Annotated in this window: 22 protein-coding genes; 8 read left to right on the top strand and 14 right to left on the bottom strand. The window is 43.3% G+C overall.

Features of this window, described 5'->3' with window-relative positions; translation table 11 throughout:
• Positions 1-279 precede the first annotated feature (279 nt).
• Entirely contained in the window at positions 280-1005 is a 726-nt protein-coding gene (locus S4054249_RS13975) for a hypothetical protein (RefSeq protein ID WP_046357779.1), read from the top strand.
• Between the two features lie 18 nt (positions 1006-1023).
• On the opposite strand, the gene map is transcribed toward S4054249_RS13975, so the two are convergent.
• The 4 genes from map to S4054249_RS26610 form a co-directional block, all read right to left on the bottom strand.
• Positions 1024-1806, bottom strand: coding sequence for a type I methionyl aminopeptidase (map, locus tag S4054249_RS13970; RefSeq protein WP_046357780.1), 783 nt, complete (start codon positions 1804-1806; stop codon positions 1024-1026).
• Positions 1787-1993 (bottom strand): ParD-like family protein, encoded by a 207-nt coding sequence (locus S4054249_RS13965; protein WP_046357781.1) that lies wholly within the window; start codon positions 1991-1993, stop codon positions 1787-1789. The genes map and S4054249_RS13965 overlap by 20 nt, the downstream gene beginning before the upstream one ends.
• Before the next feature lie 378 nt (positions 1994-2371).
• The gene (gene rsmF, locus S4054249_RS13960; protein ID WP_046357782.1) at positions 2372-3823 is read right to left on the bottom strand and encodes a 16S rRNA (cytosine(1407)-C(5))-methyltransferase RsmF; all 1452 of its coding nucleotides are present in this window, start codon (positions 3821-3823) and stop codon (positions 2372-2374) included.
• A 126-nt stretch (positions 3824-3949) separates the two neighbouring features.
• Positions 3950-4108: a hypothetical protein gene (locus S4054249_RS26610; protein ID WP_155401411.1), complete on the bottom strand. Its 159-nt coding sequence runs from the start codon at positions 4106-4108 to the stop codon at positions 3950-3952.
• Between the two features lie 324 nt (positions 4109-4432).
• Between S4054249_RS26610 and S4054249_RS13955 the strand changes: the two genes are divergently transcribed.
• A complete protein-coding gene (locus S4054249_RS13955; RefSeq protein ID WP_046357783.1) occupies positions 4433-5443 on the top strand; it encodes an ArsJ-associated glyceraldehyde-3-phosphate dehydrogenase in 1011 nt (336 codons plus the stop codon).
• A gap of 4 nt (positions 5444-5447) precedes the next feature.
• Positions 5448-6656 carry an organoarsenical effux MFS transporter ArsJ gene (gene arsJ, locus S4054249_RS13950; RefSeq protein ID WP_046357784.1) on the top strand — a complete coding sequence of 403 codons (1209 nt, stop codon included), beginning with the start codon at positions 5448-5450 and terminating at the stop codon, positions 6654-6656.
• 21 nt (positions 6657-6677) lie between these two features.
• Here the strand turns inward: arsJ and S4054249_RS13945 are convergent, their stop codons facing one another.
• The 10 genes from S4054249_RS13945 to S4054249_RS13900 all read right to left on the bottom strand — a co-directional run bounded on the left by S4054249_RS13945 (position 6678) and on the right by S4054249_RS13900 (position 18583).
• Entirely contained in the window at positions 6678-8669 is a 1992-nt protein-coding gene (locus S4054249_RS13945) for a methyl-accepting chemotaxis protein (protein ID WP_046357785.1), read from the bottom strand.
• 413 nt (positions 8670-9082) lie between these two features.
• Positions 9083-9931 (bottom strand): protease HtpX, encoded by an 849-nt coding sequence (htpX, locus tag S4054249_RS13940; RefSeq protein WP_046357786.1) that lies wholly within the window; start codon positions 9929-9931, stop codon positions 9083-9085.
• 306 nt (positions 9932-10237) lie between these two features.
• The gene (locus S4054249_RS13935; RefSeq protein WP_046357787.1) at positions 10238-10897 is read right to left on the bottom strand and encodes a 3-oxoacid CoA-transferase subunit B; all 660 of its coding nucleotides are present in this window, start codon (positions 10895-10897) and stop codon (positions 10238-10240) included.
• 10 nt (positions 10898-10907) lie between these two features.
• Positions 10908-11606, bottom strand: coding sequence for a CoA transferase subunit A (locus tag S4054249_RS13930; RefSeq protein ID WP_046357788.1), 699 nt, complete (start codon positions 11604-11606; stop codon positions 10908-10910).
• A gap of 34 nt (positions 11607-11640) precedes the next feature.
• Entirely contained in the window at positions 11641-12549 is a 909-nt protein-coding gene (locus S4054249_RS13925; protein ID WP_046357789.1) for a hydroxymethylglutaryl-CoA lyase, read from the bottom strand.
• Entirely contained in the window at positions 12542-14494 is a 1953-nt protein-coding gene (locus tag S4054249_RS13920) for an acetyl/propionyl/methylcrotonyl-CoA carboxylase subunit alpha (protein WP_046357790.1), read from the bottom strand. The genes S4054249_RS13925 and S4054249_RS13920 overlap by 8 nt, the downstream gene beginning before the upstream one ends.
• A gap of 10 nt (positions 14495-14504) precedes the next feature.
• Positions 14505-15287: an enoyl-CoA hydratase-related protein gene (locus S4054249_RS13915; protein WP_046357791.1), complete on the bottom strand. Its 783-nt coding sequence runs from the start codon at positions 15285-15287 to the stop codon at positions 14505-14507.
• A gap of 9 nt (positions 15288-15296) precedes the next feature.
• A complete protein-coding gene (locus tag S4054249_RS13910; RefSeq protein WP_046357792.1) occupies positions 15297-16904 on the bottom strand; it encodes a carboxyl transferase domain-containing protein in 1608 nt (535 codons plus the stop codon).
• 11 nt (positions 16905-16915) lie between these two features.
• Positions 16916-18091 carry an isovaleryl-CoA dehydrogenase gene (locus S4054249_RS13905; protein WP_046357793.1) on the bottom strand — a complete coding sequence of 392 codons (1176 nt, stop codon included), beginning with the start codon at positions 18089-18091 and terminating at the stop codon, positions 16916-16918.
• A gap of 96 nt (positions 18092-18187) precedes the next feature.
• The gene (locus S4054249_RS13900; protein ID WP_023400459.1) at positions 18188-18583 is read right to left on the bottom strand and encodes a MerR family transcriptional regulator; all 396 of its coding nucleotides are present in this window, start codon (positions 18581-18583) and stop codon (positions 18188-18190) included.
• Between the two features lie 356 nt (positions 18584-18939).
• Here S4054249_RS13900 and S4054249_RS13895 point away from each other — a divergent pair, with 356 nt between their 5' ends.
• The 5 genes from S4054249_RS13895 to S4054249_RS13875 all read left to right on the top strand — a co-directional run bounded on the left by S4054249_RS13895 (position 18940) and on the right by S4054249_RS13875 (position 24896).
• Positions 18940-20118, top strand: coding sequence for a thiolase family protein (locus S4054249_RS13895; protein ID WP_046357794.1), 1179 nt, complete (start codon positions 18940-18942; stop codon positions 20116-20118).
• Between the two features lie 73 nt (positions 20119-20191).
• Complete coding sequence (locus S4054249_RS13890) at positions 20192-21682, top strand: CoA-acylating methylmalonate-semialdehyde dehydrogenase (RefSeq protein ID WP_046357795.1); 1491 nt, start codon at positions 20192-20194, stop codon at positions 21680-21682.
• 129 nt (positions 21683-21811) lie between these two features.
• Positions 21812-22969 (top strand): acyl-CoA dehydrogenase family protein, encoded by a 1158-nt coding sequence (locus S4054249_RS13885; RefSeq protein WP_046357796.1) that lies wholly within the window; start codon positions 21812-21814, stop codon positions 22967-22969.
• A gap of 11 nt (positions 22970-22980) precedes the next feature.
• On the top strand, positions 22981-23757 hold the full coding sequence (locus tag S4054249_RS13880) for an enoyl-CoA hydratase (protein WP_046357797.1): 777 nt from the start codon (positions 22981-22983) through the stop codon (positions 23755-23757).
• Positions 23757-24896 carry an enoyl-CoA hydratase/isomerase family protein gene (locus S4054249_RS13875; protein WP_046357798.1) on the top strand — a complete coding sequence of 380 codons (1140 nt, stop codon included), beginning with the start codon at positions 23757-23759 and terminating at the stop codon, positions 24894-24896. Before S4054249_RS13880 ends, S4054249_RS13875 begins: the two co-directional genes overlap by 1 nt.
• Positions 24897-24899 lie beyond the last annotated feature (3 nt).

The raw sequence follows: 24899 nt of genomic DNA, 5'->3' as shown, positions 1-24899 counted from the left end.
GCCAATCTAAAGCAGGGCGTGATTCTATAACTAAGGTGAGTGGAATTTTAGATATAATATAACATAACTCTATTTGAGAGTAAGTGTTGAGAGGATCTTTTAACGGGTCGCAGCAAAATTTATGCAGAGGTTGTGCGTGATTCCAATAATTTGGATATTACCTTTTTCAGTGGATAGTCGATCTGTTTTCGTCATTGAATAGTATTTATTGTAAAATACACAATTCGTCGCTATCCCAAGATGATGCGCTATTGTTTTGAGTAAATTAGAGTTGTAAAAATGAGACGTTATGCTGATTATTCGATTGAAGAGCTACGACAAGCTTATATAGACATTGATAAAGCCACTTATCCCGACAACTATCAAGACATTCTCGAAGAGTTGGCACTTAGAGAGTCTATGACTGAGCAACAGGTAATATTAGCTGTTAGGTCAGATGAAATCGCGCTTAAAGCTGATGATGAGGGGAAAGGTATCGCACATGAGCCTAGCCAGACAACACACGATGTGTGTGCCTCAAATAGTGAGCTGATTGCGTTGAACCCTTGGTTTAGACGAGTCACTTCGGTGCTGACAATCGGTGGCTCATTCTTGGGAATAACACAAATTTTATCCGGACTACCTAACATATCAGGTGTCATTAACTCAGTAATATTTGCATTTTTTGTTCTGATTTATGTACTCGGGATTGTGGCCGCTGTGAGGCTATTCGAAAAGTCGACAGTCAGTGTAGTAAAAGACAACCTAATATTTTGGGTGATCCAAATTCCTATGTTTATGTCTCCATTTATTGGGTATCAATTCACAAATGGAGCGTTTTTAAATATTTTTGTGTCGAGTCAAACAGGGCTGAATATTGTGCCTATGTTAGGCAGTCTCGTACAATTTAGTTTCTTTCAATATCATCAACCCTGGGTCTTAGGTATAAATCCCGCTGCAATTATAGTTTCGTCCTACTTTTACTATGCGCTAAAACACGCTGATAAGGCATACAAAAATGAGTAAATCAGGTCAACTACCAGTTTAATTGATTGGTAGTTGCTCTTCTTCTCTTAACGTCAGAATTTCATGCCCTGTGTCGGTCACCAAAATAGTATGTTCCCACTGAGCAGACAGTTTTCGGTCTCGAGTCACCACAGTCCAGCCATCTTTGAGCGTTTTGATTTTAGGTTGGCCTTGATTGACCATAGGCTCAATTGTAAATGTCATGCCGGGTTTTAATGTTAGCCCTTCATGAGGTTTACCGAAGTGGAGGACATCTGGGCCTTCGTGCATCTCGCTACCAATACCATGGCCACAAAACTCTCTCACAACGCTATAACCCCGCTTCTCAGTATAAGACTGAATAGCATGGCCTATGTCTCCCAGCGTGGCACCGGGCCTGACTTGTTTAATGCCTTGCCACATTGCTTCGTAGGTTGTTTGCACCAGCTTTTTAGCAAGCCCATGTGCTGCCGCCATGACATACATTTTACTTGAATCGGCGAGGTAACCCTCATATTTAAGGGTGATATCGACGTTGATGATATCGGTAGATTTAATTTTCTGACTGGCCTTTGGCATGCCGTGACAAACGACTTCATTAATGGAGGTATTGATCGCATAGGGGTAGCCATATTGTCCCTTTGTTGATGCAATTGCGCCAAGCTGCTGTGTTATGTACGCTTCCACAAAGTCATTCACTTCCATAGTTGTGAGCCCAGGGCGGATAAAGTCATCCAGCGCTTTGAACATGCGAGCCAATAACTGCCCTGATTGCCTCATCTTGATTATCTGGGTTTGGTCCTTAATTATCACAGGATTCATATTGCTTCTTTTTTACCTGTTCTAGTTCTATTTTGATTAACTCAGCGAAAGGCTTGTCGGGGTTTTGCTCTGCGAGACGGCCCATCTTTAGCCAGAATTCAGCTTGTGAGTTGATTGAGCGAGACATGACTTGGCTGGCAAGGCGGATCTCTTCATGGAGCTCTTCTGAAATTTTAACAATACCCATATTTTATATGATTTGCTATATAATATATATGAATTGTAATGTTTGATATGCTTTTATGCAACGATAAAATTGGCGACAGTATAGTAAGGTTGTTTTACCACTTTGGGAAAAGGGATTATTGCGTATTTAGGCTTGTGTTTTTGACATAAAAAAACGCCCAGTAATGTGTGAATCTGGGCGTAGGGGAAGGCTCATATGGAGCCGTGCGCTAACTTAAACACCTTCTAAAACATTAAGGGAGAAGTAGAAAGTTCTTTAAGTGTAGTTAATGCATTACAAAAGTTACAAACAGAATGACATTTTTAAAACATATATAAAACAAGGTTTTGCAGTCATATGAATTAATAATCTTAAAGTTGTCAAAAAGTTCTAATCAGGTTATACCCAAGTTATTAACTGACCTTGTGCGATTAAATCTCTAGGGAGGTTATTTTTAATCTTGGCTTTTTGCCATTTTCCAAGTCCTACCGGCGCACCGCACAGAGTGAGTATGACTTCACCTGTTTGATTAGTTGGTTTTTCTAAACGAATATCCTTACCTTGGAAATAGTCAATAGCTTGTTTGTCGCTGAGCGCATGCACATTGGTTGTTGCCAAATGTCCATAGGCAGTTGCCAGCTCGTGTTCTAGGCGTACGCCATTTTTGTGTATTGAACCTACCTTTATACCTAATCGGGCATATTTTATTTTGTTTTGCACTTCTTCGAGCTTTTCAGGAAATAGCCAAAGCTCTTTATCTCTTTGCATGAGCGTGCCTGGAAGTTGCTGAATTTTGAATTGCTTTTTTAAATAGCTGGAAAATGCCTGATGTGCTTTAGCTGCAAAAGGCTCAAATGGAAATGCGCCTTTTTTTTGCTGCTGATTGGGGTGCTCTACAGAACTGAGTTTCTTAAATTTAGCTATGAAGAATCCTTCACTGTCATAAATTTGAGGCCAAACGTGCAAGTACCCTTCACTTGTGGTTGCTTTACTGGCATTGTCAAACAAGCTATCAAGTGGCGTGATCTCTATCGCACCTGCAAATTCTTTAAGTAAAAATGAGCAAACCTGTTGATTTTCAAGCGGTGTGAGTGTGCAGGTTGAATACACTAAACTACCACCTGGCTTTAACGCTAGAAAAGCACTTCTGATGAGATCTTTTTGTACACCACTGATATCGATATTAGATTCAATAGACCAATTTTTGAGTGCGTTGGCATCTTTTCTTACTGTGCCTTCACCTGAGCAGGGGGCATCGAGTTGTATGTGGTCAAAACACTCATACATGTAATCACCAAATATTTTGCCGTCAAAGTGTGACAATGCACAGTTAGCGATCCCCATGCGTTTCATATTGGCAGCGAGCACTTTTAAACGTGAAGATGAAAACTCATTGGCAACGAGCAAGCCTCGGTTTTCCATTAAGGCACAAAGCTGTGAGGTTTTAGAACCAGGAGCGGCTGCCATATCCAGTACGGCGTAATGATCTGTCTCCATGTTTTCTATTTCAGATCTTAATGCCAAAGGCGGTAGCATTGAGCTCGCTTCTTGCACATAAATACAGCCACTTAAATGTAGAGCCGTGTTACCTATAGGGAGGTTGGCTTGCTCTTCGTTACTCCGAGTGATCCAAAAACCTTCAGGACACCAAGGTACAGGGGTTATCTGCCAGCCAAGTTTTTGCGCTTCGAGTTTAAATTCGTCGACAGACATTTTTAATGTATTAACCCGAATAGACAGCCTCAAAGGCTTTTGGCAGTGATCAATGAAGTCATCTAAATTTAAATGCTCAGGGAGGTAGCGCTTTACGTCTTCGATAAAGTTTTCTGGGATGTAGGTATTCTTATCCAATCTAAAATACTCGAAACAACTGGGATTGAATACAGTTTAACATCAATCGCTTTGGAGCAGGTAAGAATTAGGAGTAAGCAAACGTTATTGCTCAATGTAATAACGTTTGCATCTGTGTTATCTCAATTATGGTATTTCAGAGTCGCAGTGGTAGTAAGTTTCACATTCTTGAGTTGGACCATTACTTAAACCCGCGCCCCCTACAAGTGGAGTCAGTTTTTTATCGAGTGGAAGGCTGTCATAACTCAATTTTTTCAATGGCTTTTTGGTGACTTTAAGCTTCATAGTGATTAACTCCTTTCAATTTAACATTACTTTTTACTTTCAATTTCATGTTAGTAAATTAAGAAAAAGTTTCAAATAAAATTAATAAAAATGATACAAAATCATTACAATTACTTGCTTGCATATATGGAAAAGTGAATATATGATTTTCCATATATTGTAATTACCCCAACCAGTAGACATAACTTTGTTTGTTTGGCACATCCGGTATGTAGCCTGATTGTGCCTATACATGAAATGGGTAGTGTAATTTTCATGAGCTGAGCGCATTGAACATCGTCAGACAGGCGTGTGTGAACAGCTCAATAATGGGAGATAAAACCGATGACAATTAAAGTTGGGATAAATGGCTTTGGTAGAATGGGCCGGCTGACCATGCGCGCACTTTGGAACTCACCAGGTATTGAGATAGTAAAGATTAACGACCCAGCAGGCGATGCACTTACTTTAGCACATTTGATGAACTTTGATTCTGTTCACGGCAAGTGGCAACACGAGGCGTTGAGTGAGGGCAGTGAGATGATCATTGGCGATCAGCGCATTGCAGTAACGGAGCAAGTGTCCGTTACTGATAATGACTGGTCGATGTGTGACCTTGTAATAGAAGCCTCAGGTAAGATTAAAACCAAAGAAAAACTCGCTGCCTTTTTTGCTCAAGGTGTGAAGCAAGTGGTTGTGACTGCACCAGTCAAAGAAGAGGGTGTATTAAATGTTGTGATGGGTGTAAACCACACGGATTACGATGTTGAGCAGCACCCGATAGTTACAGCGGCATCTTGTACGACGAACTGTCTTGCGCCCGTTGTTAAAGTGCTACAGGACAATATTGGTATTAAACACGGGTCGATGACGACGATTCACGATATTACCAATACACAGACCATCATTGACGCACCGCATAAAGATTTGCGCCGCGCGCGTTCATGCGGCACGAGTCTTATTCCAACGACAACGGGCTCAGCGACGGCAATTACGCATATTTTCCCTGAACTTAAAGGTAAACTAAATGGCCATGCTGTGAGAGTACCTCTGACCAATGCATCGATCACAGATTGCGTGTTTGAAGTAAACCGTGAAACAAGTGTCGAAGAAATTAATGGTTGGATGGCGCAAGCTGCAAACGGGGAGCTTTCTGGTGTCTTAGGGTATGAAACGCGTCCACTGGTATCCATAGATTATAAAACGGATCCCAGAAGTGCCATTATTGATGCGCCATCAACCATGGTGGTGAATGGTACACAAGTAAAGTTATACGTTTGGTACGATAACGAATGGGGTTATGCAAATAGGACGGTCGATCTGGTTCGTCTGGTTATCGACAAACGCTGGAGTTAAGGTTATGACGCAGTCACTTATTGCAAGGCTATCACCAGAGATAAAGCAGTACCTTGTGATCACAGGTAACTATTGGTCATTTACCTTGACAGACGGTGCGCTGCGTATGTTAGTGGTGCTGTACTTTCATCAATTGGGATACAGCCCACTGGCGATAGCTTCTTTGTTTTTATTTTATGAGATTTTCGGTGTAGTTACTAACTTACTAGGTGGCTGGTTAGGTGCGCGTCTTGGTCTGAACAAAACCATGAACATAGGTCTGTTTTTACAGATTGTGGCTGTGTCCATGTTGGCACTAGATGAGCAATTGCTAACAATTGCGTATGTCATGGTTGCACAGGCCTTATCAGGCATTGCCAAAGATCTAAATAAAATGAGTGCTAAAAGTGCCATAAAATTACTTGTCCCTAAGGATCAAGATAGCACGTTATATAAGTGGGTAGCGCTGCTGACAGGGTCGAAAAATGCGTTAAAAGGCGTCGGTTTTTTCCTTGGCGGCATACTACTGACTTTATTGGGCTTTCAAGGCGCTTTATGGTTTATGGCAGCAATGCTGACAATCACCTGGTTATCTAGCTTAGTTTTGTTAAAACAGGATTTAGGTAAGAAAAAGAACAAACCGAAATTTAATGAACTGTTTTCTAAAAGTCGACAGTTGAACTTGCTGGCTGCAGCACGGTTGTTCTTATTTGCGTCGCGGGATGTTTGGTTTGTCGTCGCTTTACCTGTCTTTTTGGCTTCGACATTTGGTTGGGATCATTGGTGGGTTGGCGGTTTTATGGCGTCTTGGGTGATTGCGTATGGTATTGTTCAAGCGAATGCGCCAAAGATCACGGCCAAGCAAGGTAGTAATTATCAACAAGCGCTCAAATGGGTTGCCGTACTGCCTGTTATTCCTGCTTTGCTAGCTCTAGGCCTATGGGTAGATTGGCAGCCTAAGTTCGTGATCATTGCAGGGTTGTTGATATTTGGTGCAGTGTTTGCAGTGAATTCGTCATTACATAGCTTCCTTATTGTCAAAATAGCAGATAGTGACGGTGTATCTATGGATGTTGGCTTTTACTACATGGCCAATGCTATGGGCAGGTTACTAGGCACAGTGCTTTCTGGCCTTGTGTATCAGTTTTATGGACTTGAAGCGTGTTTGTTGATTTCAAGTGCGATGCTTGTTTTGGCATCACTGTTTACTTACGGTCTTAGCAAGCGCAATTAAGCGCTTGCTAATTAAGACGTGTTAACTCAACTGCTGCGGTAGCTTAAAGGCAGAAGTAACTTGCTTTAAGGTTTTAGATTGCTTATCAAGCTCTAAGCTTGCGCTAGTAACTTGATCTGCACCCGCAGCGTTATCAATAGCTGCTTGTCTAATCGATTCAACGTTATAAGAAATCTCTTCTGTGGTGGCTGATTGCTCTTGTGCAGCCTGTGCTATTGTTTGCGCACTCAGTGCAATTTGATTGATCTGATGCACACTTTGCTCAAGAAGCGAAGCGCTGTCATTGGCTGCAGTGATCGTTTGTTTCGTTGCTTCAGCTGATGCATGCATCTCAGACACAGCGGTTTGTGAGGTAGACTGTAGGCTGGCAATCATGTTTTCAATATCGGCGGTAGAAGCTTGCGTTTTTTGAGCGAGCTGTCTGACTTCGTCAGCTACAACTGCAAACCCTCGACCGTGCTCACCTGCACGCGCAGCCTCAATGGCAGCATTGAGTGCGAGTAAGTTGGTCTGCTCAGTCACAGCTTGGATCACCTCGATAACACGACTGATATTTTGCGTGTTGTATTCAACTTCTTTAATCGCTGTTTCTGAGTTCTCAACAGCGGTACTGAGTGCTTCCATTTGTACCACAGTGTCTCTAAGCGTTTGATTGGCTGATAATGACGTTTTTTCTGCATCAAGACTTAAATCAGCAACAGTGCGGGCATTGGTTGCCACTTCATCGATTGAGTGGGAAGTTTGCTGAATTGCTTCGGCGACTTGTTCAATATTGGCATGCTGCTCTTGTAAGCTAGCGTTTGCTTGTTCACTGGCAGCACTTGTCTGTGTGGCTGTAGAAGCCAGTTGTGCTGTGGTTTCAACTATGGTGCCTATAACGCTCGTTAAATAGGTGTTCATCTGTCTCATCGCGCCATACACACCAATTGCGTTCTCATCACGGCTGAACTGCTCTCTTAGGTCTCCTGCGGCAATGCGCTCACTAATCTGGCGCATTTCAATCGGCTCGCCGCCAAGCGGTTTTAGTACCGAACGCGCAATGAGTACGGTTGCAGCTGCTACAGATAACACAGTAATGATGAAAATAGCAGCGATAATCCAATATAACTTATACACAGGAGCAAAGGCCTCTGCTTTATCAATCTCTGCTAGGAGCACCCACTTTAATCCTGCAAATGTATAAGGTAGGTAAGCGGATAGTACTGGGTTGCCATTGTAATCGATGATGATTTCGGTATCTGACACACCCTGTAAACCTCTTCTAACCGCAACAGTATCAACCCCATTGGCTTCAACAGAGCCTGCGAAGCTCGCAATAACAGTATGGTTAATCGGATCAAGGTATGAATCAGAACGCATACGGAAATCATTACCAACAAGATATGATTCACCTGTTTCGCCCATACCATCACGTTGTTGCATGATGGCGTTGATGGCATCAATTGATAATTGTAAAGCAAGTACAGAGTTGACCTGTCCGTTGATGATCACTGGGATACCAATAAACGCAGCGGGCTCATTATTACTTGGTGCGTACGCACTATAATCTGCCAAGATGAATTTTTTTGAAGAAATGACTTGAGTGAATAGAGTGGCAAGTCCTGAGTTATTAAATGGACCGGTAATCAAATTAGTATTGTAGTCAGATTCTTTAGCTACGGTGTAGCTTATCAAACCATCTCGCTCGATGACAAAGAAGTCGTAAAATCCTTTTTCTGTGATAAAGGTATCGAACAGGCTATGGTAATTATGAGCAAGCTCTGAGTTTGAGAATGTTGGGTTTTGCTCGACAAGTAGCTGCCACTTTTTAGCGATTACAGATAAATCGCCTTTCCTTGCATTGAGGTAGTCATCAATTTGTTTGTGTTTTATTTGCTTGATGGAAGTAAGCTGATTATATGCCTGTTGTTCAAGTGCTGTAGATGCAGTCCACAGCGAGACCATTGCCAGTATACCTGCTGGTAATAAACCAATAAGCATAAATGAAATGAGTAATCGGGTTTTGATCAACATACTTCTTCTTACCTTTCGTATCTAGAATATTGCTATTATGTCAATAAAATGGGTTACATATTTTAAACAAATGGGCCTCGTATAGATACACGCAAAAAGTATGGTTTAGATTAATATTACAGTTAAAAGTGGGTTAAAAATTAACCAAAAAGACGCATTTTATAAAGTATGTATAAGATTTAAACGTATTTTTTACGGTTCTAGAGGAAAAGAGAAGACTTAAGTGCTGTTTTTAAAGCTCTATATAGAAAAATAGTTTATATGTAGTTGGTGCATATAAATATAATTTTTTATAACTTAGCATGATATAAATATCCAAAAAAAAACGCTAAATTTAATTATTTGTAAATCGTCATTAAAAAGGCCCGCAAGGGCCTATGGTTATAAATTAAACAATTTATTTACATTAAAAACTAAGATAGTGCGGCAATTCTTTGCTCTAATGGTGGATGAGAGGCAAATAAATCAACCACACTTTTCCCTGAGGCGATACCAAATGCCATCATTGAACCTTCTAACTTTGATTCTTGATTGCTACGTAGACGTTCAAGTGCAGCTTTCATTTTGTGTGCACCGACTAAGTCTGCAGCGCCTTTGTCGGCAGCATATTCTCGCTTACGGCTAAAGTAAGCAACAATCATCGACGCTAAGAAGCCGAATAGAATTTGGAAGATGAGATCAAAAATCATATACGTCCAACTAAAGCCTTCGCCTTCTTCATCACCATTTAAGAAGCCGTCGACAATATTGGCAAGCACTTTTGAGATAAAAATAACGAATGTATTTACTACGCCCTGAATCAATGTCAGTGTCACCATATCGCCATTAGCAACATGAGATACTTCATGGGCAAGCACGGCTTCTGCTTCACTCTGGCTCATGCCGGCGAGCAACCCGCTACTGACAGCGACAAGAGAGTCGTTTTTACTGGGGCCTGTAGCAAACGCATTGATCTCCGGGCTATCATAAATAGCAACTTCAGGCATCTTGATACCTGCTTTTTGCGCTTGCTCTGCAACGGTGCTGACCAACCAGTGCTCTGTCTCATTTCGAGGTTGATCAATTACGTAAGCTCCTGTGGATTTTTTTGCCATCCATTTAGAGATGTATAGCGAAATAAACGCGCCACCGAAACCAAAAACGGCTGCAATGGTGAGCATACCGGCATAGCTTCTTGAGGACACCCCAAGAATGGATAAAATAATGGACAACACAACCATGATGGCTAAGTTTGTCGCTAGAAAAAGTAACACGCGTTTCATAGTCACCTCATTAAAATTGATTTTACTTACTTATATTTACTCTAACTACACTAAAAGTGTTCATTTTATAATATCAATATGGAGCCCATATTAATTTTCTCAATAGCGAGTATGGCGATGAAGTGTTACAAGATGTTGTCGGATGAAAAAGCCTATAATTGGCTTTGATAAGAGATAAGCTGTCGAGGATAAAAAAAACCCCTCTTGCGAGGGGTTTTGGGTAACTCAGCGCCTTTGGCACTGGGAATGAGGTCGGTACAATTGTGTTAGTTTTTAATCTTCTATGTTGACCACGTAATATACGTCTTAAGCAAACTGCATTTCAGGAATATCGCCTTCGGCGATTAATTTACCTGCAGTCTTGCTGATAATTTCGTCAACACTAACACCTGGCGCGCGTTCAAGCAAATGAAATGCGCCGTCTTTTACTTCTAACACAGCGAGATCGGTAACAATCTTTTTCACACAATTTACCCCAGTCAATGGCAGTGTACATGACTCAAGTAATTTAGAATCGCCGTGTTTACTAGCATGGGTCATGGTCACAACAATGTTCTGTGCGCCGGCGACGAGATCCATCGCGCCACCCATGCCTTTGATTAACTTTTTCGGGATCATCCAAGAAGCAATATTGCCACTCTGATCCACTTCAAATGCACCTAGTACTGTTAAGTCTACATGACCACCACGTATCATGGCAAAACTTTCAGCGCTATTAAAAATAGCTGCTCCTGTGGCTGCTGTCACGGTTTCTTTACCCGCATTGATCATATCAGCGTCAACTTGGTCTGCATCTGGGTACGGACCCATACCTAATAAACCATTTTCAGACTGTAACATTACTTCCATATTATCAGGCACATAGTTGGCAACCAGTGTAGGAATACCGATACCTAGATTTACGTAGTAACCATCTTGAAGTTCTTGCGCTACGCGCATTGCAATTTGTTCACGATTTAAAGCCATGGTGATCTCCTTACTTGCGCGTAGTAACACGTTCGATGCGCTTTTCAAAGTTACCTTTGATAACACGGTTAACATAAATACCTGGGGTATGAATTTCGCTTGGCTCTAAATCACCAGGTTCAACAATTTCTTCTACTTCAACAACTGTGATTTTACCTGCGGTTGCGGCCATCGGGTTGAAATTCATCGCCGTGTGGCGAAATACCAAATTGCCATATCTGTCAGCTTTCCAAGCTTTAACAATGGCAAACTCACCAGTAATAGATTCTTCAAGAATATATGGACGGCCATTGAACTCTTTGACTTCTTTACCTTCAGCGACAGGTGTACCGTATCCTGTTGCAGTATAAAAACCAGGAATGCCCGCACCGCCTGCACGCATTTTCTCTGCCAGTGTACCTTGTGGGGTAAGTTCTACATCAATGATGCCGTCAAGTAGTTGCTGTTCGAATAACGCATTCTCACCAACATATGACGCGATGATTTTTTTGATTTGGCGGTCGTGTAATAAAATACCTAGGCCAAAATCATCAACGCCACAGTTGTTAGATACTACAGTCAGTTCTTTTGTTTTCTTACGCTTAATCTCAGCGATAAGACCTTCTGGAATACCACACAGCCCAAAACCACCGGCAATGATAGTATCTCCGTCTTTAAGACCTTCCATAGCTTCTTCGTAGCTAGTAACTACTTTATCGAAACCGGCCATTAGCCCACTCCTCGTTGTCAATATTGTCTCATGATTAAGACTGGCACGTATTTTTTAATGCCAAAGAAACCTTGCTTACAGGTGCTTTGTTAAGTGCATCGCAAATTTGCCAACCTGCTTTTGCTAGCCTTTCTAAATCAATTTCGGTGCTAATGCCAAGTCCTTGCAGTAAGTAAATAACATCCTCAGTGGCAACATTTCCTGACGCCCCTTTGGCATAAGGGCACCCGCCGAGGCCTGCAACCGCACTGTCGATTGTTGGAATCCCCATTTCAAGCGCTTTATGGATGTTTGCCAGCGCTTGGCCATAAGTATCATGGAAATGTACTGCAAGCCTTTGTGCAGGGATATGTTTGAGTAGTAAGTCTAGTAATGATTCGATTTGGTTAGCCGTACCGACACCTATCGTGTCGCCAAGACTTATTTCATAACAGCCAAGTGCCAACAATTGTTTACATACCGACAGAACCTGCTCTGGCTGCACTTCTCCCTGGTAGGGGCAGCCTGCAATACAACTGACATAACCTCTTACTTTGATGTTGTTTTTTTGAGCAAGATCAACAACGGGACGGAAGCGTTCAATGCTTTGTTCAATGCTACAGTTGATGTTTTTTTGTGTAAATGCTTCACTGGCAGCAGTGAAAATCGCAAATTCGTCAACTTGATTATCAAGGGCCAACTCAGCCCCTTTTAAATTGGGTGTTAAGGCACTTATCTCAACGCCTTCACGACGTGAAAGACCTTGGATCACTTGCGCTGAGTCAGCCATTTGCGGCACCCATTTAGGGGAGACAAAAGCGCCAGCTTCAAGGTGTTTTAGCCCCGCGTCTGCTAATGCATTTAAGAGCGTTATTTTGCTTTGCGTACTGACTGAAGCCTCGTTTTGCAGGCCATCACGTGCACCCACTTCGACAATTTTGACTTTTGCTGGGTAGTTAGCCATGTGCTTCTTCCTCGACGATAGCCAACATAGCGCCATGGCTTACGAGTTCACCTTCATTAAAACAATAGCTTGTCAGTGTGCCATCAAATGGTGCGTTAAGGGTGTATTCCATCTTCATCGCTTCGATCACGACAATCGGATCCCCTTTACTGACTTTCGCTCCCACAGTTTGTAAGTGCTTAACAACAGTACCATTTAGTGGAGCAGCCAAAGGTGCCTCTTGATGTTCTTGCTCGCTCACGTAGTGCTTAGTTTTGAGCTCGAAGGTGTGCTGATAAGGGCCGTACATTACCGTGATTGTTGACTCGTCAATGAGTACATCGGCAATCATGCGTTTGCCATCAACATTCGCAATCAGTTTGTGGCCTTCAAGCTTGGCCTCTACGCGGTGTTCAAAGTCTTGGTAGTGAACTTGCCAATGATGACCTTGTGCTTGTGCAACGACAAAGTGTTCAGTAAATGGTACCGTGAGCTTACGAGCTTGATTGAGTCTAAAGCCCACTTGCTGCCACGGAGTGTTAAGTTCTGGTGCTTGTTTGTGAGCAAGGTAGGCAATGCTTGCCAAGCACACTAAAGTATCACTGGGAGCTTTAGATGCTGTTAGCTCGTCTGTTTGCGTATCAATAAAGTGCGTATCAGGTGCACCAGCCATAAAGGTTGGGTGTTCTGCTAAATGATGTAAAAATGCAATGTTGCTTTTAACGCCCGCAAGGTGCACTTCATTAAGCGCAGACCTGAGCTTAAGCAAAGCTGTGCGTCTATCGTGACCGTGCACAATTAATTTGGCGATCATTGGGTCATAGAACGGACTGATTTCATCACCTTGTTGCACACCAGTGTCGATCCGCACACCGCGCTGCGCTTTAGGAAAGCTCAGATGCGCTAAATTACCGGAGTAGGGCATGAAGTTTTCTTCAGGGTCTTCAGCATAAATACGCGCTTCGAAGCTGTGGCCCTGTAACTTGATGTGCTCTTGCGAAAGTGGTAAATGCTCATTATTTGCCACACGAATTTGCCATTCAACGAGGTCTTGTCCAGTCACCATTTCAGTCACTGGGTGTTCTACCTGTAGGCGCGTATTCATTTCCATAAAGAAGAACTCGTCACCGCAAAGCAAAAACTCAACTGTACCCGCTCCGCGATAATTAATGGCTTTTGCACATCGAACTGCCGCTTCTCCCATCTCTTTACGCAGCGCATCACCTAAGTCAGGTGCAGGTGCTTCTTCGATAACTTTTTGATGACGACGCTGCAGTGAACAATCTCTGTCGCCTAAGTAAACGCAATTGCCATGATTATCGGCAAACACTTGTACTTCTACGTGACGCGGTTTATCGACAAAGCGCTCTAGTAACACTAGGTCATTACCAAAACTTGCCAAAGCTTCACGTTTAGCGCCTTCTAGTGCACTCAAAAACTCATCTGCACCTCTGACAACACGCATACCTTTACCACCACCGCCAAAGGCTGCTTTGATAAGGACTGGGTAGCCAACCTTTTCAGCTTCTGAGGTTAAAAACTCGGTGTCTTGCTGCTGGCCATAATAGCCAGGTACCAGTGGCACGTTGGCTTCTGCCATGATCTCTTTTGCACGGGTTTTTGACCCCATGGCTTCGATTGAACTGGCTAGCGGGCCAATGAAGACAATATTGTTTTCTTCACAGGCATTAGCAAAAGCGTCATTTTCTGACAAAAAACCATAGCCGGGGTGAATGCAATCTGCGCCACTTTGCTTGGCAACCTCTAAAATACGCTCACTGACAAGGTATGAATCTTTACTTGGGGCAGGACCTATGAAATAGGCTTCATCAGCTTGTTTGACATGCAGTGCATTGGCATCCGCTTCTGAATAAACAGCCACTGTACTCATGCCTAAGCGTTTTGCCGTACGCATGACTCGGCAGGCGATTTCACCTCGGTTAGCGATTAAGATTTTCTTCAACATGTTATTTTCCTTATTCGCTTGCCGTCGGTTGCCAATTTGGCGCGCGTTTATCAAAAAAAGCACTCAAGCCTTCTTGCCCTTCGTCACTCACTCTAATTTCAGCGATGCGTTTTGCGGTGTGTGTGATCAGTTGCTCATCGATGGCTTTATCTGAGACTTCATCAATCAGTGATTTCGCACTTTTGACGGCAGTTGGTCCGTTATTTAAAAGCTGCTCAATGAAGTACTCTTCACTTTGTTCTAAATTGTCACTGATCTGGTGGATAAGCCCAAGATCTAGGGCTTTTTCAGCTTGAAAGACTTCAGCCGTTAAAAAGTAACGTCTAGCTTGCCTTTCGCCGATTGCTTTAATTACATATGGACTGATCACTGCGGGAATAAGACCTAATTTAACTTCGCTCAAGCAGAACTTTGCATTGGGTGTTGCCACAGCGATATCACAACATGCGATAAGGCCAAGAGCGCCACCAAAAGCGGCCCCTTGAACTAAACACAAAGTTGGGTGGGGTGACGTAGCCAGCACTTGCATCAGCTTTGCCAGCTCTAAAGAGTCAGCGACGTTTTCTTCATAGTTATTATCCGCCATTGACTTCATCCAAGCCAAATCAGCGCCAGCTGAAAAGTGTTTACCTTGGGTTTTTAAAACCAATGCGCGAATATCTAATTCGTTCGCATATTCAATGGTTTTGATTAGTTCTGCGATGATCTCAGCATTAAATGCATTATGTTTTTCAGGGCGACTTAATTCTAAAATCGCCACTTTGCTCTTTGTAATATTTAAAGTGACAGACATGTACGCCCCCTACATTCTGAAAATACCAAACTTAGATTCTTGACTCGGCGCGTTCGCTGCCGCCTCTAGCGCGAGACCTAATACGTTGCGTGTATCTGCAGGGTCGATGATGCCATCATCCCATAGTCTTGCACTGGCGTAGTATGGATGACCTTGTTTCTCATACTGCTCTACAATCGGCTTCTTGAACTCAGCAACTTCGTCGTCACTCATGCTCATGCCTTTGCGCGCTAAGCCATCTTGGCGGACTTGCGTTAATACGCCTGCAGCCTGTTCACCGCCCATGACAGATATACGCGCATTTGGCCACATCCACATCATGGTTGGTTCGTATGCACGACCACACATGCCATAATTACCCGCACCGTATGAACCACCAATAAGCACCGTAAATTTAGGCACGTCTGCACAAGACACAGCAGTAACCATTTTGGCTCCATGCTTCGCGATGCCTTCGGCTTCGTATTTTTGGCCAACCATAAATCCAGTGATATTTTGTAAAAACAACAGAGGAATATCACGTTGTGCACAGAGTTGGATAAAGTGCGCGCCTTTTTGCGCAGATTCTGAGAACAAGATACCGTTATTTGCGACGATCCCCACTGGGCGACCAAAGATTTCGGCAAAGCCGGTGACAAGCGTTTCGCCAAAGTGGCGCTTAAACTCGTCAAACTGAGAGTCATCCACGATGCGCGCAATGACTTCTCTGACATCAAATGGCTTTTTCAGATCGGTACCGACAATGCCGTAGATCTCGCTAATATCATATCTTGGTGGCTTGATGTCTTTTAGAATAGGCTGGGTAGGGCGTTGATGGTTTAGTCGTTCAATACATTGGCGTGCAATTGATAGGGCATGCTCGTCATTTTCTGCATAGTGATCGGCTACACCAGATACTTTACAGTGGACATCTGCACCACCTAAATCCTCAGCACTGACTTCCTCACCAGTAGCCGCTTTTACCAAAGGTGGGCCTGCTAAGAAAATCGTACCTTGCTCTTTAACAATGATACTTTCATCAGCCATGGCGGGTACATAGGCACCACCTGCGGTACATAAACCCATAACCACGGCAATTTGCGGAATGCCTTTGGCTGACATACGCGCTTGATTATAAAAGATGCGGCCAAAGTGCAGCTTATCTGGGAATACTTCGTCTTGCTCAGGTAAATTAGCGCCACCAGAGTCGACTAGGTATATACACGGTAAGTGACAACGCTCTGCGATTTCTTGTGCTCTTAAATGCTTTTTAACCGTCAATGGGAAATAAGTGCCGCCTTTTACTGTGGCGTCGTTGCCAACAATCATACATTCGACGCCTTTAACGCGTCCGATCCCAGCGACAACACCAGCACATGGAATATCTTGTTCGTATACGCCAAACGCGGCAAATTGAGAAATTTCTAAAAATGGAGAGCCTTCGTCAAGCAGGGTATCTATCCTGTCGCGCACAAACAATTTACCGCGACTTTGATGGCGGGCAATGAGGGCTTCTCCACCACCTTGACTTAAATTTGCGACCTTATCATTTAAATCAGCAACCAATGACGCCATCGCGTCATGGTTGTCTTTAAATTGTTGGTCATGCGTATTAACTGATGTATTTAATACCGTCATGCCACTTCTCCTTAACGGCTTTCATTGAATAACTCACGACCAATCAGCATGCGTCGTATTTCAGACGTACCTGCGCCAATTTCATAGAGTTTGGCGTCACGTAAAAGTCGACCTGTTGAGTATTCATTGATATAACCATTACCGCCAAGTAGCTGAATTGCATCTAGAGCGAGTTTGGTCGCAAGTTCTGCTGCATATAAAATTGCACCAGCTGCATCTTTACGAGTAGTTTCACCACGGTCACACGCTTTTGCCACTGTATATACATATGAACGCGCTGCATTCATTTGCGTATACATATCTGCAATTTTGCCTTGCACTAATTGGAATTCACCAATCGATTGATTAAATTGTTGACGCTCGTGAATGTACGGTACAACCACGTCCATACATGCTTGCATGATACCCAGTGGGCCACCTGCTAACACGACTCGTTCATAATCAAGTCCGCTCATTAGGACCTTAACACCTTCGTTTAACGTACCAAGAATATTTTCTTCAGGTACTTCACAGTCCTCAAATACAAGTTCACACGTATTTGAGCCACGCATACCTAATTTATCGAGCTTTTGCGCTGTAGAAAAACCAGGGGAGTTACGCTCAACGATAAAAGCCGTAATGCCGCGAGGTCCTGCGTCTAATTCAGTTTTGGCGTATATCACAAATACATCGGCATCAGGACCATTGGTGATCCACATTTTGTTGCCATTAAGTACGTATTTATCACCTTTTTTCTCGGCTTTGAGTTTCATTGAAACCACATCAGAACCTGAATTAGGCTCACTCATTGCCAATGCGCCGATGTGCTCGCCACTGATTAGCTTAGGTAAGTACTTTTCTTTTTGTGCTTGGTTACCGTTACGGTTTATTTGGTTCACACATAAATTAGAGTGTGCACCGTAGCTTAATCCGATAGATGCACTTGCACGGCTAATTTCTTCCATCGCGATTACGTGCTCTAGATAGCCCATATTTGCGCCGCCAAATTCCTCTGGCACAGTGATGCCGAGTAAGCCCATTTCGCCAAACTTTGGCCATAGCTCATTTGGAAAGGTATTTTCTTGGTCGGTTTTTTCTGCCAAAGGGGCGATTTCGCTAGTGGCAAAGTTATTGACATGATCGCGGATCATATCTGCGGTTTCACCAAGTCCAAAATTGAGTTCTTTATATAGTGATACTGTGCTCATCTTGTTGTCATCCTGTGTGAGAATTTGTGTTTTACCCTAACGGGTTGCTGAGGCAACTTTTAGCAAACGCCTCAGCGGACAAATACTGTGTACTGATTAGTCTTGTAATTCTTTTAATGTATCGAGACAGCGTCTTTCTGCTGTCACTAGCTCCATAAGGACAACTTTAATGTCATCCATTTGCTGGCTTAAGTCCGCTTTTTTCTCTTCTATTAATTGCAGCATGGTATGGAGCTGTTTTTCGCTAGATTTGTCTGCGTCATAAAGCTCAAATAATCTGCCAGTTTCAGCAAGCGTGAAGCCAAGTCGCTTACCGCGCAGAATAAGTTTGAGGCGCACTTTGTCTCGTTTTGAATAAATACGGGTCTGACCATTACGTTCAGGCGAAAGTAATCCTTGATCTTCATAAAAACGAATACTTCGTGTGGTAATGTCAAATTCCTTAGCGAGTTCGCTTATTGAGTAGGTTGGTTCTTTATTGGTGTCTTGCATTATTTACACACTTACTTCGAAACTGATTAGACCAATATAAGTGAAGTTTACGTAAAGGTAAAGTGTCGTTTTTGCATCATGCTTTAGTCGCATATGCAAAATCTGGATCTTGAACTACTTTTAGCTCGCACAAGGTACTATATGCTTTGTTAGTTTGTGCTTAAACATGGGATATAGCAAGGGAATGCGCAGTAAAATGCCAACTTGGCAAGACAGCTGTGCAAGTAAACTTTACATTTTTGAAAATCGCAATATGCTTGTTTTTAGATTTACGTTGGCGTAAACGTAAATTTTAGGTATGCTCGACGTAAGAGATTACTAAAAGCAAGCAATTTGCTTGTTAACAGGAGTTTTAAATGAGTAACGAAGCCGTAGTCATCGTAGCAGCAAAACGTACCCCTATGGGTGGATTTATGGGTAGCCTATCTGGTGCAGCTGCAACAGATTTAGGTGCAACTGCAATCAAAGCTGTCATGAATGATACTGGTTTATCGGATGCCAGCATCGATGAAGTTATTATGGGTTGTGTATTACCAGCAGGTCTTGGCCAAGCACCAGCGCGTCAAGCAGTACTACACGCAGGTCTTGCACGCTCAACAGGTGCAACAACTATTAATAAAGTATGTGGCTCAGGTTTAAAAGCAGCCATGTTCGCCCATGATTTAATTAAATCAGGCAGTATCAAAACTGCGATTGCAGGTGGGATGGAAAGCATGACAAATGCGCCTTATTTCATGCCAAATGCACGTGGTGGTATGCGTATGGGTCACAACCAAGTTATCGACCATATGATGGCTGATGGTCTTGAAGATGCTTACGATAAAAAAGCAATGGGCTGTTTTGCTCAAGATACAGCCGATCAATATGGCATTACTCGCGAAAATATGGACGAGTTTGCACTTAACTCTTTAAGTAAAGCAAACGCAGCGATTGAAAGCGGCAGTTTCGATAATGAAGTGATCCCGCATGTTATTTCTACTCGTAAAGGCGACATTGAAGTAACAACTGACGAACAGCCAGGTAACGCACGTCCAGATAAGATTCCATCGCTACGTCCAGCGTTTAAAAAAGACGGCACCATCACAGCAGCTAACTCGTCATCTATTTCAGATGGTGCAGCAGCGCTTATGTTGATGAGTGAGTCAGAAGCGCAAGCACATGGTCTGACACCTTTATGTAAGATTGTGGCGCACGCAACACATTCTCAAGCACCTGCTGAGTTTACAATTGCGCCTGTAGGTGCAATGAACTCATTGCTTGATAAAGCAGGTTGGTCAAAAGAAGACGTGGACCTTTGGGAAATCAATGAAGCATTTGCCATGGTAACGATGCTTGCTATCAATGAAATGAAACTTGATAGTGCAAAAGTTAACGTCAATGGTGGTGCATGTGCACTTGGTCACCCAATTGGTGCAAGTGGTGCACGTATTTTGGTGACTTTGATTCACGCACTTCGCAATCGTGGCCTGTCAAAAGGCGTTGCATCACTGTGTATTGGTGGTGGTGAGGCGGTTGCACTAGCAGTAGAAGTTTAAATCGTCAAAGCGCCGCAATTATACTAATTTTTAACGCGGCGCTACTTTCAGTTTTTTTGGGGAGGAGTGCAAAATGCACCAGGTACCATTATACATCAACGGTGAATTCACACAGTCGCAGTCTGACAAATGGTTAGACGTTGTTAATCCAGCAAATCAAGAAGTCCTTGCACAGGTACCTTGCGCTACGTCACAAGAAGTACAGGCCGCTATTAGTTCAGCTCAAGAGGCGTTCCAAACATGGAAGAATGTCCCTGTACCAGAGCGTGCACGTATCATGATGCGCTATGCAGCACTATTAAAAGAACATCAAGAAGAAATCGCAACCATCATTTGTCACGAGCTTGGCAAAACATTTGAAGATGCGAAAGGTGATGTTTGGCGCGGTATCGAAGTGGTTGAACAAGCAGCTAATGCGCCGGCTATGATGATGGGTGAAACCGTTGAAAACGTAGCACGTAACATTGATACATACTCATACATTCAACCGCTTGGTGTGTGTGCGGGCATCACGCCATTTAACTTTCCTGCAATGATCCCACTTTGGATGTTCCCAATGGCGATTGTATGCGGAAACACATTTGTACTTAAACCGTCTGAGCAAGATCCACTAACACCAATGCGCCTAGTAGAACTATTCGAAGAAGCAGGTGCACCTAAAGGTGTGTTGCAGGTTGTACATGGTGGCAAAGATCAAGTTGACCAGATTTTAGAAGCACCAGAAATTCGCGCTGTCTCATTTGTTGGTTCGTGCGGTGTTGGTCAGTATATTTATAGTAAAGGCACAGAAAACCTTAAACGTGTGCAAGCTTGTGTAGGTGCTAAAAATCACATGGTGATTATGCCTGACGCAAGTAAAGAGCAAACAATTAATAACCTTGTAGGCGCATCTGTAGGTGCTGCTGGTCAGCGTTGTATGGGTATTTCGGTTGCTGTATTTGTCGGCAAATCACAAGAATGGGTAGATGACTTAAAAGCAGGTCTTGAAAAAGTACGCCCAGGTATTTGGAATGATCCTGAAGCTGCGTACGGTCCACAAACCTCAGCAGCAGCTAAAGCGCGTATTCTGTCATTGATTGAATCGGGTAAAGAGCAAGGTGCAACTTGTTTACTTGATGGCTCCAACTTTACAGTTGAAGGTTATGAAAACGGCAACTGGGTAGGTCCAACATTATTTACCAATGTGACAACAGATATGGACATTTATAAAGAAGAGATCTTTGGTCCAGTACTAAATTGTGTGTTTGTTGATACGCTTGAAGAAGCAATCACGTTGGTTAATAACAGCCCGTATGGTAACGGTGTATCGTTATTCACAGCAAGCGGCGCTGCTGCTCGTAAGTTCCAACAAGAAATTCAAGTAGGTCAGGTTGGTATTAATATTCCGATCCCAGTGCCGCTTCCTTTCTTCTCATTCACGGGTTGGAAAAACTCTTTCTACGGTGATGTGCATACATATGGTAAACAAGGTGTACGTTTCTACACAGAAACGAAGACAATCACATCTCGTTGGTTCGCTGATGAAGCGGTAACCGGTCCTAATATGAGCATTAACTTACGTTAATCCGACATATTTCCAAAGCCCAGTACCTATGCTGGGCTTTTAGTAGTACCGCCTGACGCAGATCAGGTGCAACAAGAATAAAAAACAAGTGATGAAAATCACTTGATACGACAACAAGAGAGGTCTTTTATGGACTTTAATCTGAATGAAGATCAACAGGCATTCGCCGAAACCGCTTATCAATTCGCTATGACTGAACTTGCGCCAAATGCTGCGCGCTGGGATCAGGAGCATATTTTTCCTAAAGATGTAATTAAGCAAGCGGGTGAACTCGGTTTTTGTGGTCTATATACACCAGAAGAAGCGGGTGGCTTAGGCCTATCTCGCCTAGATTCCAGCATTATATTTGAACAGCTTTCTATGGGCTGTACTGCAACGACTGCGATGCTAACTATCCATAACATGGCGACTTGGATGATCGCCAGCTTTGGTACTGATGCGGTGAAGAGCCAATACATGGATCAGCTGGTCATGGGTGAGTTATTAGCATCCTACTGCTTGACCGAGCCAGGCTCAGGTTCAGATGCGGCATCACTTAAAACCAAAGCTGTGCTTGAAGGTGATGAGTATGTCTTAAATGGCTCAAAAATGTTTATCTCTGGTGCAGGCGAAACAGACGTGTTAGTAGTCATGGCACGCACTGGTGAAGAAGGCCCTAAAGGGATCTCGGCATTTGTTGTCCCAGCGGATGCAGCTGGCGTTATTTATGGTAAAGCTGAAGAGAAAATGGGCTGGAATGCGCAGCCAACACGTTTAATTACCTTCGAAGATGTGAGAATTCCAGCTGCTAACCTAATGGGTAAAGAAGGCGAAGGCTTTAAATTTGCGATGCAGGGCCTTGATGGTGGTCGTATCAATATTGCGACATGCTCTATTGGTACTGCACAGCAAGCACTAAATACAGCAAAAGAGTATATGCAGGAGCGTCAGCAGTTTGGTAAACCTCTGGCTGCATTCCAAGCACTGCAATTTAAAATTGCTGATATGAACACTGAACTGGTTGCAGCGCGTCAAATGGTCCGCTTAGCTGCGTTTAAACTAGATAGCAATGACCCAGAAAAAACCACTTACTGTGCAATGGCAAAACGCTTTGCGACTGATGTAGGCACTAAAGTGTGTGATGATGCACTGCAGATCCACGGTGGTTATGGTTATATCAAAGAATACCCACTTGAGCGCCATTTACGTGATGTGCGCGTTCACCAAATCTTAGAGGGCACAAACGAGATCATGCGCGTGATCATTGCCCGTCGAATTTTAGCCGAAGGCGCTGCAAGCGTTTTATAAGGAGCAAATAAATGTCTGCACAATTAAAACTTGAAAAACGTGGTCACATTGCAATTGTAACTATGTCCAACCCACCTGCAAATACGTGGACACGTGACACGCTGGTTGGCTTAAAAGAGCTGGTAAACGAATTAAACGCGGATAAAGAGATCTACTCGTTGGTTATTACTGGCGAGGGTGAGAAGTTCTTCTCAGCAGGCGCTGACTTAAATGTATTTGCAGATGGCGACAAAGGCGTTGCTGCTGATATGTCGCGCGTGTTTGGTGAAGCATTTGAAACACTAAGCAATTTCCGTGGTGTGTCAATTGCGGCCATTAATGGCTTTGCAATGGGTGGCGGTTTGGAGGTCGCATTGGCGTGTGATATTCGCATTGCCGAAGCACAAGCACAAATGGCACTACCAGAAGCAAAAGTTGGCCTACTTCCTTGCGCTGGTGGAACACAAAATCTATCTTGGTTGGTTGGTGAAGGTTGGGCGAAGCGCATGATTTTATGTGGTGAACGCCTTAAAGCTGATAAAGCAGAGAAGATTGGCTTAGTTGAAGAAGTGGTAGAGCAGGGGCAAGCCTTAGAAGCTGCGCTGGCGCTCGCTGCAAAAGTGGAAGATCAAAGCCCTGTTGCGGTTACAGCATGTAAGTCACTTATTCAAAAAGGACGCACAGGTACGATTGACAGTGCATTGCCGCTTGAGCGCGAATTGTTCGTGACATTATTTGATACACAAGATCAAAAAGAAGGCGTGAACGCATTCTTAGAGAAACGCAAAGCAAATTGGGTGAATGGCTAATGGTTGAATTACAGTTACTAAACCAAGAAGACGCGCCTGTCGTGTTCCAATTGGCGCACTGTAATAACGACATGAAGGTCGCAGTTGCGACCTTAAATGCGCCAAAAGCGTTGAATGCGCTTAACTTAGATATGATACGTTTACTTGCTCCGCAGCTGAATGAATGGTCGGCAGATGACAGTATCGCCATGGTAGTGCTTAAAGGCGCTGGCGAGAAGGCATTTTGCGCAGGTGGTGACGTTGTTAGCCTGTACAAAGCGATGGCTGCTGACGATGACAATAATTACTTGGAAACCTTTTTTAGCGAAGAGTATCGTCTAGATTATCAAATCCATAATTACGATAAGCCTATCCTTTTATGGGGTAACGGTATCATTATGGGCGGTGGCCTTGGTCTAATGGCGGGTGCAAGTCACCGCGTTGTTACAGAGACGTCTCGTATTGCGATGCCTGAAATTACCATAGGTTTATACCCTGATGTTGGCGGCTCGTATTTCCTCAATAAAATGCCAGAGGGCGTAGGTCTATTTTTAGGTTTGACTGGTGCCTCTGTGAATGCAAATGATGCAAAGTATGTCGGATTGGCTGACCATTTTATCAATGCAGATCACTTTGATATTTTGCTTCATAATTTAAGTGAAGTGAACTGGGGCAAAACCAATGTGCTTAACCATGACAAGTTAACACAGCTTCTATTATCGATAGAAGAGGGCGCACATTCATTACCAAACAGCGCAATCAAGCCACTTGAAAAAGATATTAAGAAGTTAGCGGAGCACGGTGACTTAGCAGCACAAGTTGACCATATACTGTCAATGGATAGCAGCGATAATAAATGGCTCGGTAAAGCGCAAGCAGGTTTAAAGCATGGCTCACCTCTAAGCGCTGTATTGGTCAGTGAGCAACTTAAACGCCTTGCTGGTAAGTCGTTAAAAGCGTGTTTTTCACAAGAGCTTGGCATGTCCGTTCACTGTGGTGAGGTGGGGGAATTTCAAGAAGGTGTGCGTGCATTGTTAATTGATAAAGACGGCAAGCCAAACTGGCGCTTTAAATCAATTGCTGAGGTTGATAGCAATGTGATTGACGGCTTTTTTGTACCAAAGTGGGATGATCAAAACCACCCATTAGCAAGTATGTAAGGA

Source organism: Pseudoalteromonas luteoviolacea, from assembly GCF_001750165.1.
Classification (GTDB): Bacteria; Pseudomonadota; Gammaproteobacteria; order Enterobacterales; family Alteromonadaceae; genus Pseudoalteromonas; species Pseudoalteromonas luteoviolacea_G.
This window is presented reverse-complemented; position numbering and strand designations above follow the sequence as displayed.

Coding starts and splice junctions, on each gene's coding strand:
- S4054249_RS13975 (WP_046357779.1), top strand. CDS start 280: ATGAGACGTTATGCTGATTATTCGATTGAAGAGCTACGACAAGCTTAT.
- map (WP_046357780.1), bottom strand. CDS start 1,806: ATGAATCCTGTGATAATTAAGGACCAAACCCAGATAATCAAGATGAGG.
- S4054249_RS13965 (WP_046357781.1), bottom strand. CDS start 1,993: ATGGGTATTGTTAAAATTTCAGAAGAGCTCCATGAAGAGATCCGCCTT.
- S4054249_RS26610 (WP_155401411.1), bottom strand. CDS start 4,108: ATGAAGCTTAAAGTCACCAAAAAGCCATTGAAAAAATTGAGTTATGAC.
- S4054249_RS13955 (WP_046357783.1), top strand. CDS start 4,433: ATGACAATTAAAGTTGGGATAAATGGCTTTGGTAGAATGGGCCGGCTG.
- arsJ (WP_046357784.1), top strand. CDS start 5,448: ATGACGCAGTCACTTATTGCAAGGCTATCACCAGAGATAAAGCAGTAC.
- S4054249_RS13945 (WP_046357785.1), bottom strand. CDS start 8,669: ATGTTGATCAAAACCCGATTACTCATTTCATTTATGCTTATTGGTTTA.
- htpX (WP_046357786.1), bottom strand. CDS start 9,931: ATGAAACGCGTGTTACTTTTTCTAGCGACAAACTTAGCCATCATGGTT.
- S4054249_RS13935 (WP_046357787.1), bottom strand. CDS start 10,897: ATGGCTTTAAATCGTGAACAAATTGCAATGCGCGTAGCGCAAGAACTT.
- S4054249_RS13930 (WP_046357788.1), bottom strand. CDS start 11,606: ATGGCCGGTTTCGATAAAGTAGTTACTAGCTACGAAGAAGCTATGGAA.
- S4054249_RS13925 (WP_046357789.1), bottom strand. CDS start 12,549: ATGGCTAACTACCCAGCAAAAGTCAAAATTGTCGAAGTGGGTGCACGT.
- S4054249_RS13920 (WP_046357790.1), bottom strand. CDS start 14,494: ATGTTGAAGAAAATCTTAATCGCTAACCGAGGTGAAATCGCCTGCCGA.
- S4054249_RS13915 (WP_046357791.1), bottom strand. CDS start 15,287: ATGTCTGTCACTTTAAATATTACAAAGAGCAAAGTGGCGATTTTAGAA.
- S4054249_RS13910 (WP_046357792.1), bottom strand. CDS start 16,904: ATGACGGTATTAAATACATCAGTTAATACGCATGACCAACAATTTAAA.
- S4054249_RS13905 (WP_046357793.1), bottom strand. CDS start 18,091: ATGAGCACAGTATCACTATATAAAGAACTCAATTTTGGACTTGGTGAA.
- S4054249_RS13900 (WP_023400459.1), bottom strand. CDS start 18,583: ATGCAAGACACCAATAAAGAACCAACCTACTCAATAAGCGAACTCGCT.
- S4054249_RS13895 (WP_046357794.1), top strand. CDS start 18,940: ATGAGTAACGAAGCCGTAGTCATCGTAGCAGCAAAACGTACCCCTATG.
- S4054249_RS13890 (WP_046357795.1), top strand. CDS start 20,192: ATGCACCAGGTACCATTATACATCAACGGTGAATTCACACAGTCGCAG.
- S4054249_RS13885 (WP_046357796.1), top strand. CDS start 21,812: ATGGACTTTAATCTGAATGAAGATCAACAGGCATTCGCCGAAACCGCT.
- S4054249_RS13880 (WP_046357797.1), top strand. CDS start 22,981: ATGTCTGCACAATTAAAACTTGAAAAACGTGGTCACATTGCAATTGTA.
- S4054249_RS13875 (WP_046357798.1), top strand. CDS start 23,757: ATGGTTGAATTACAGTTACTAAACCAAGAAGACGCGCCTGTCGTGTTC.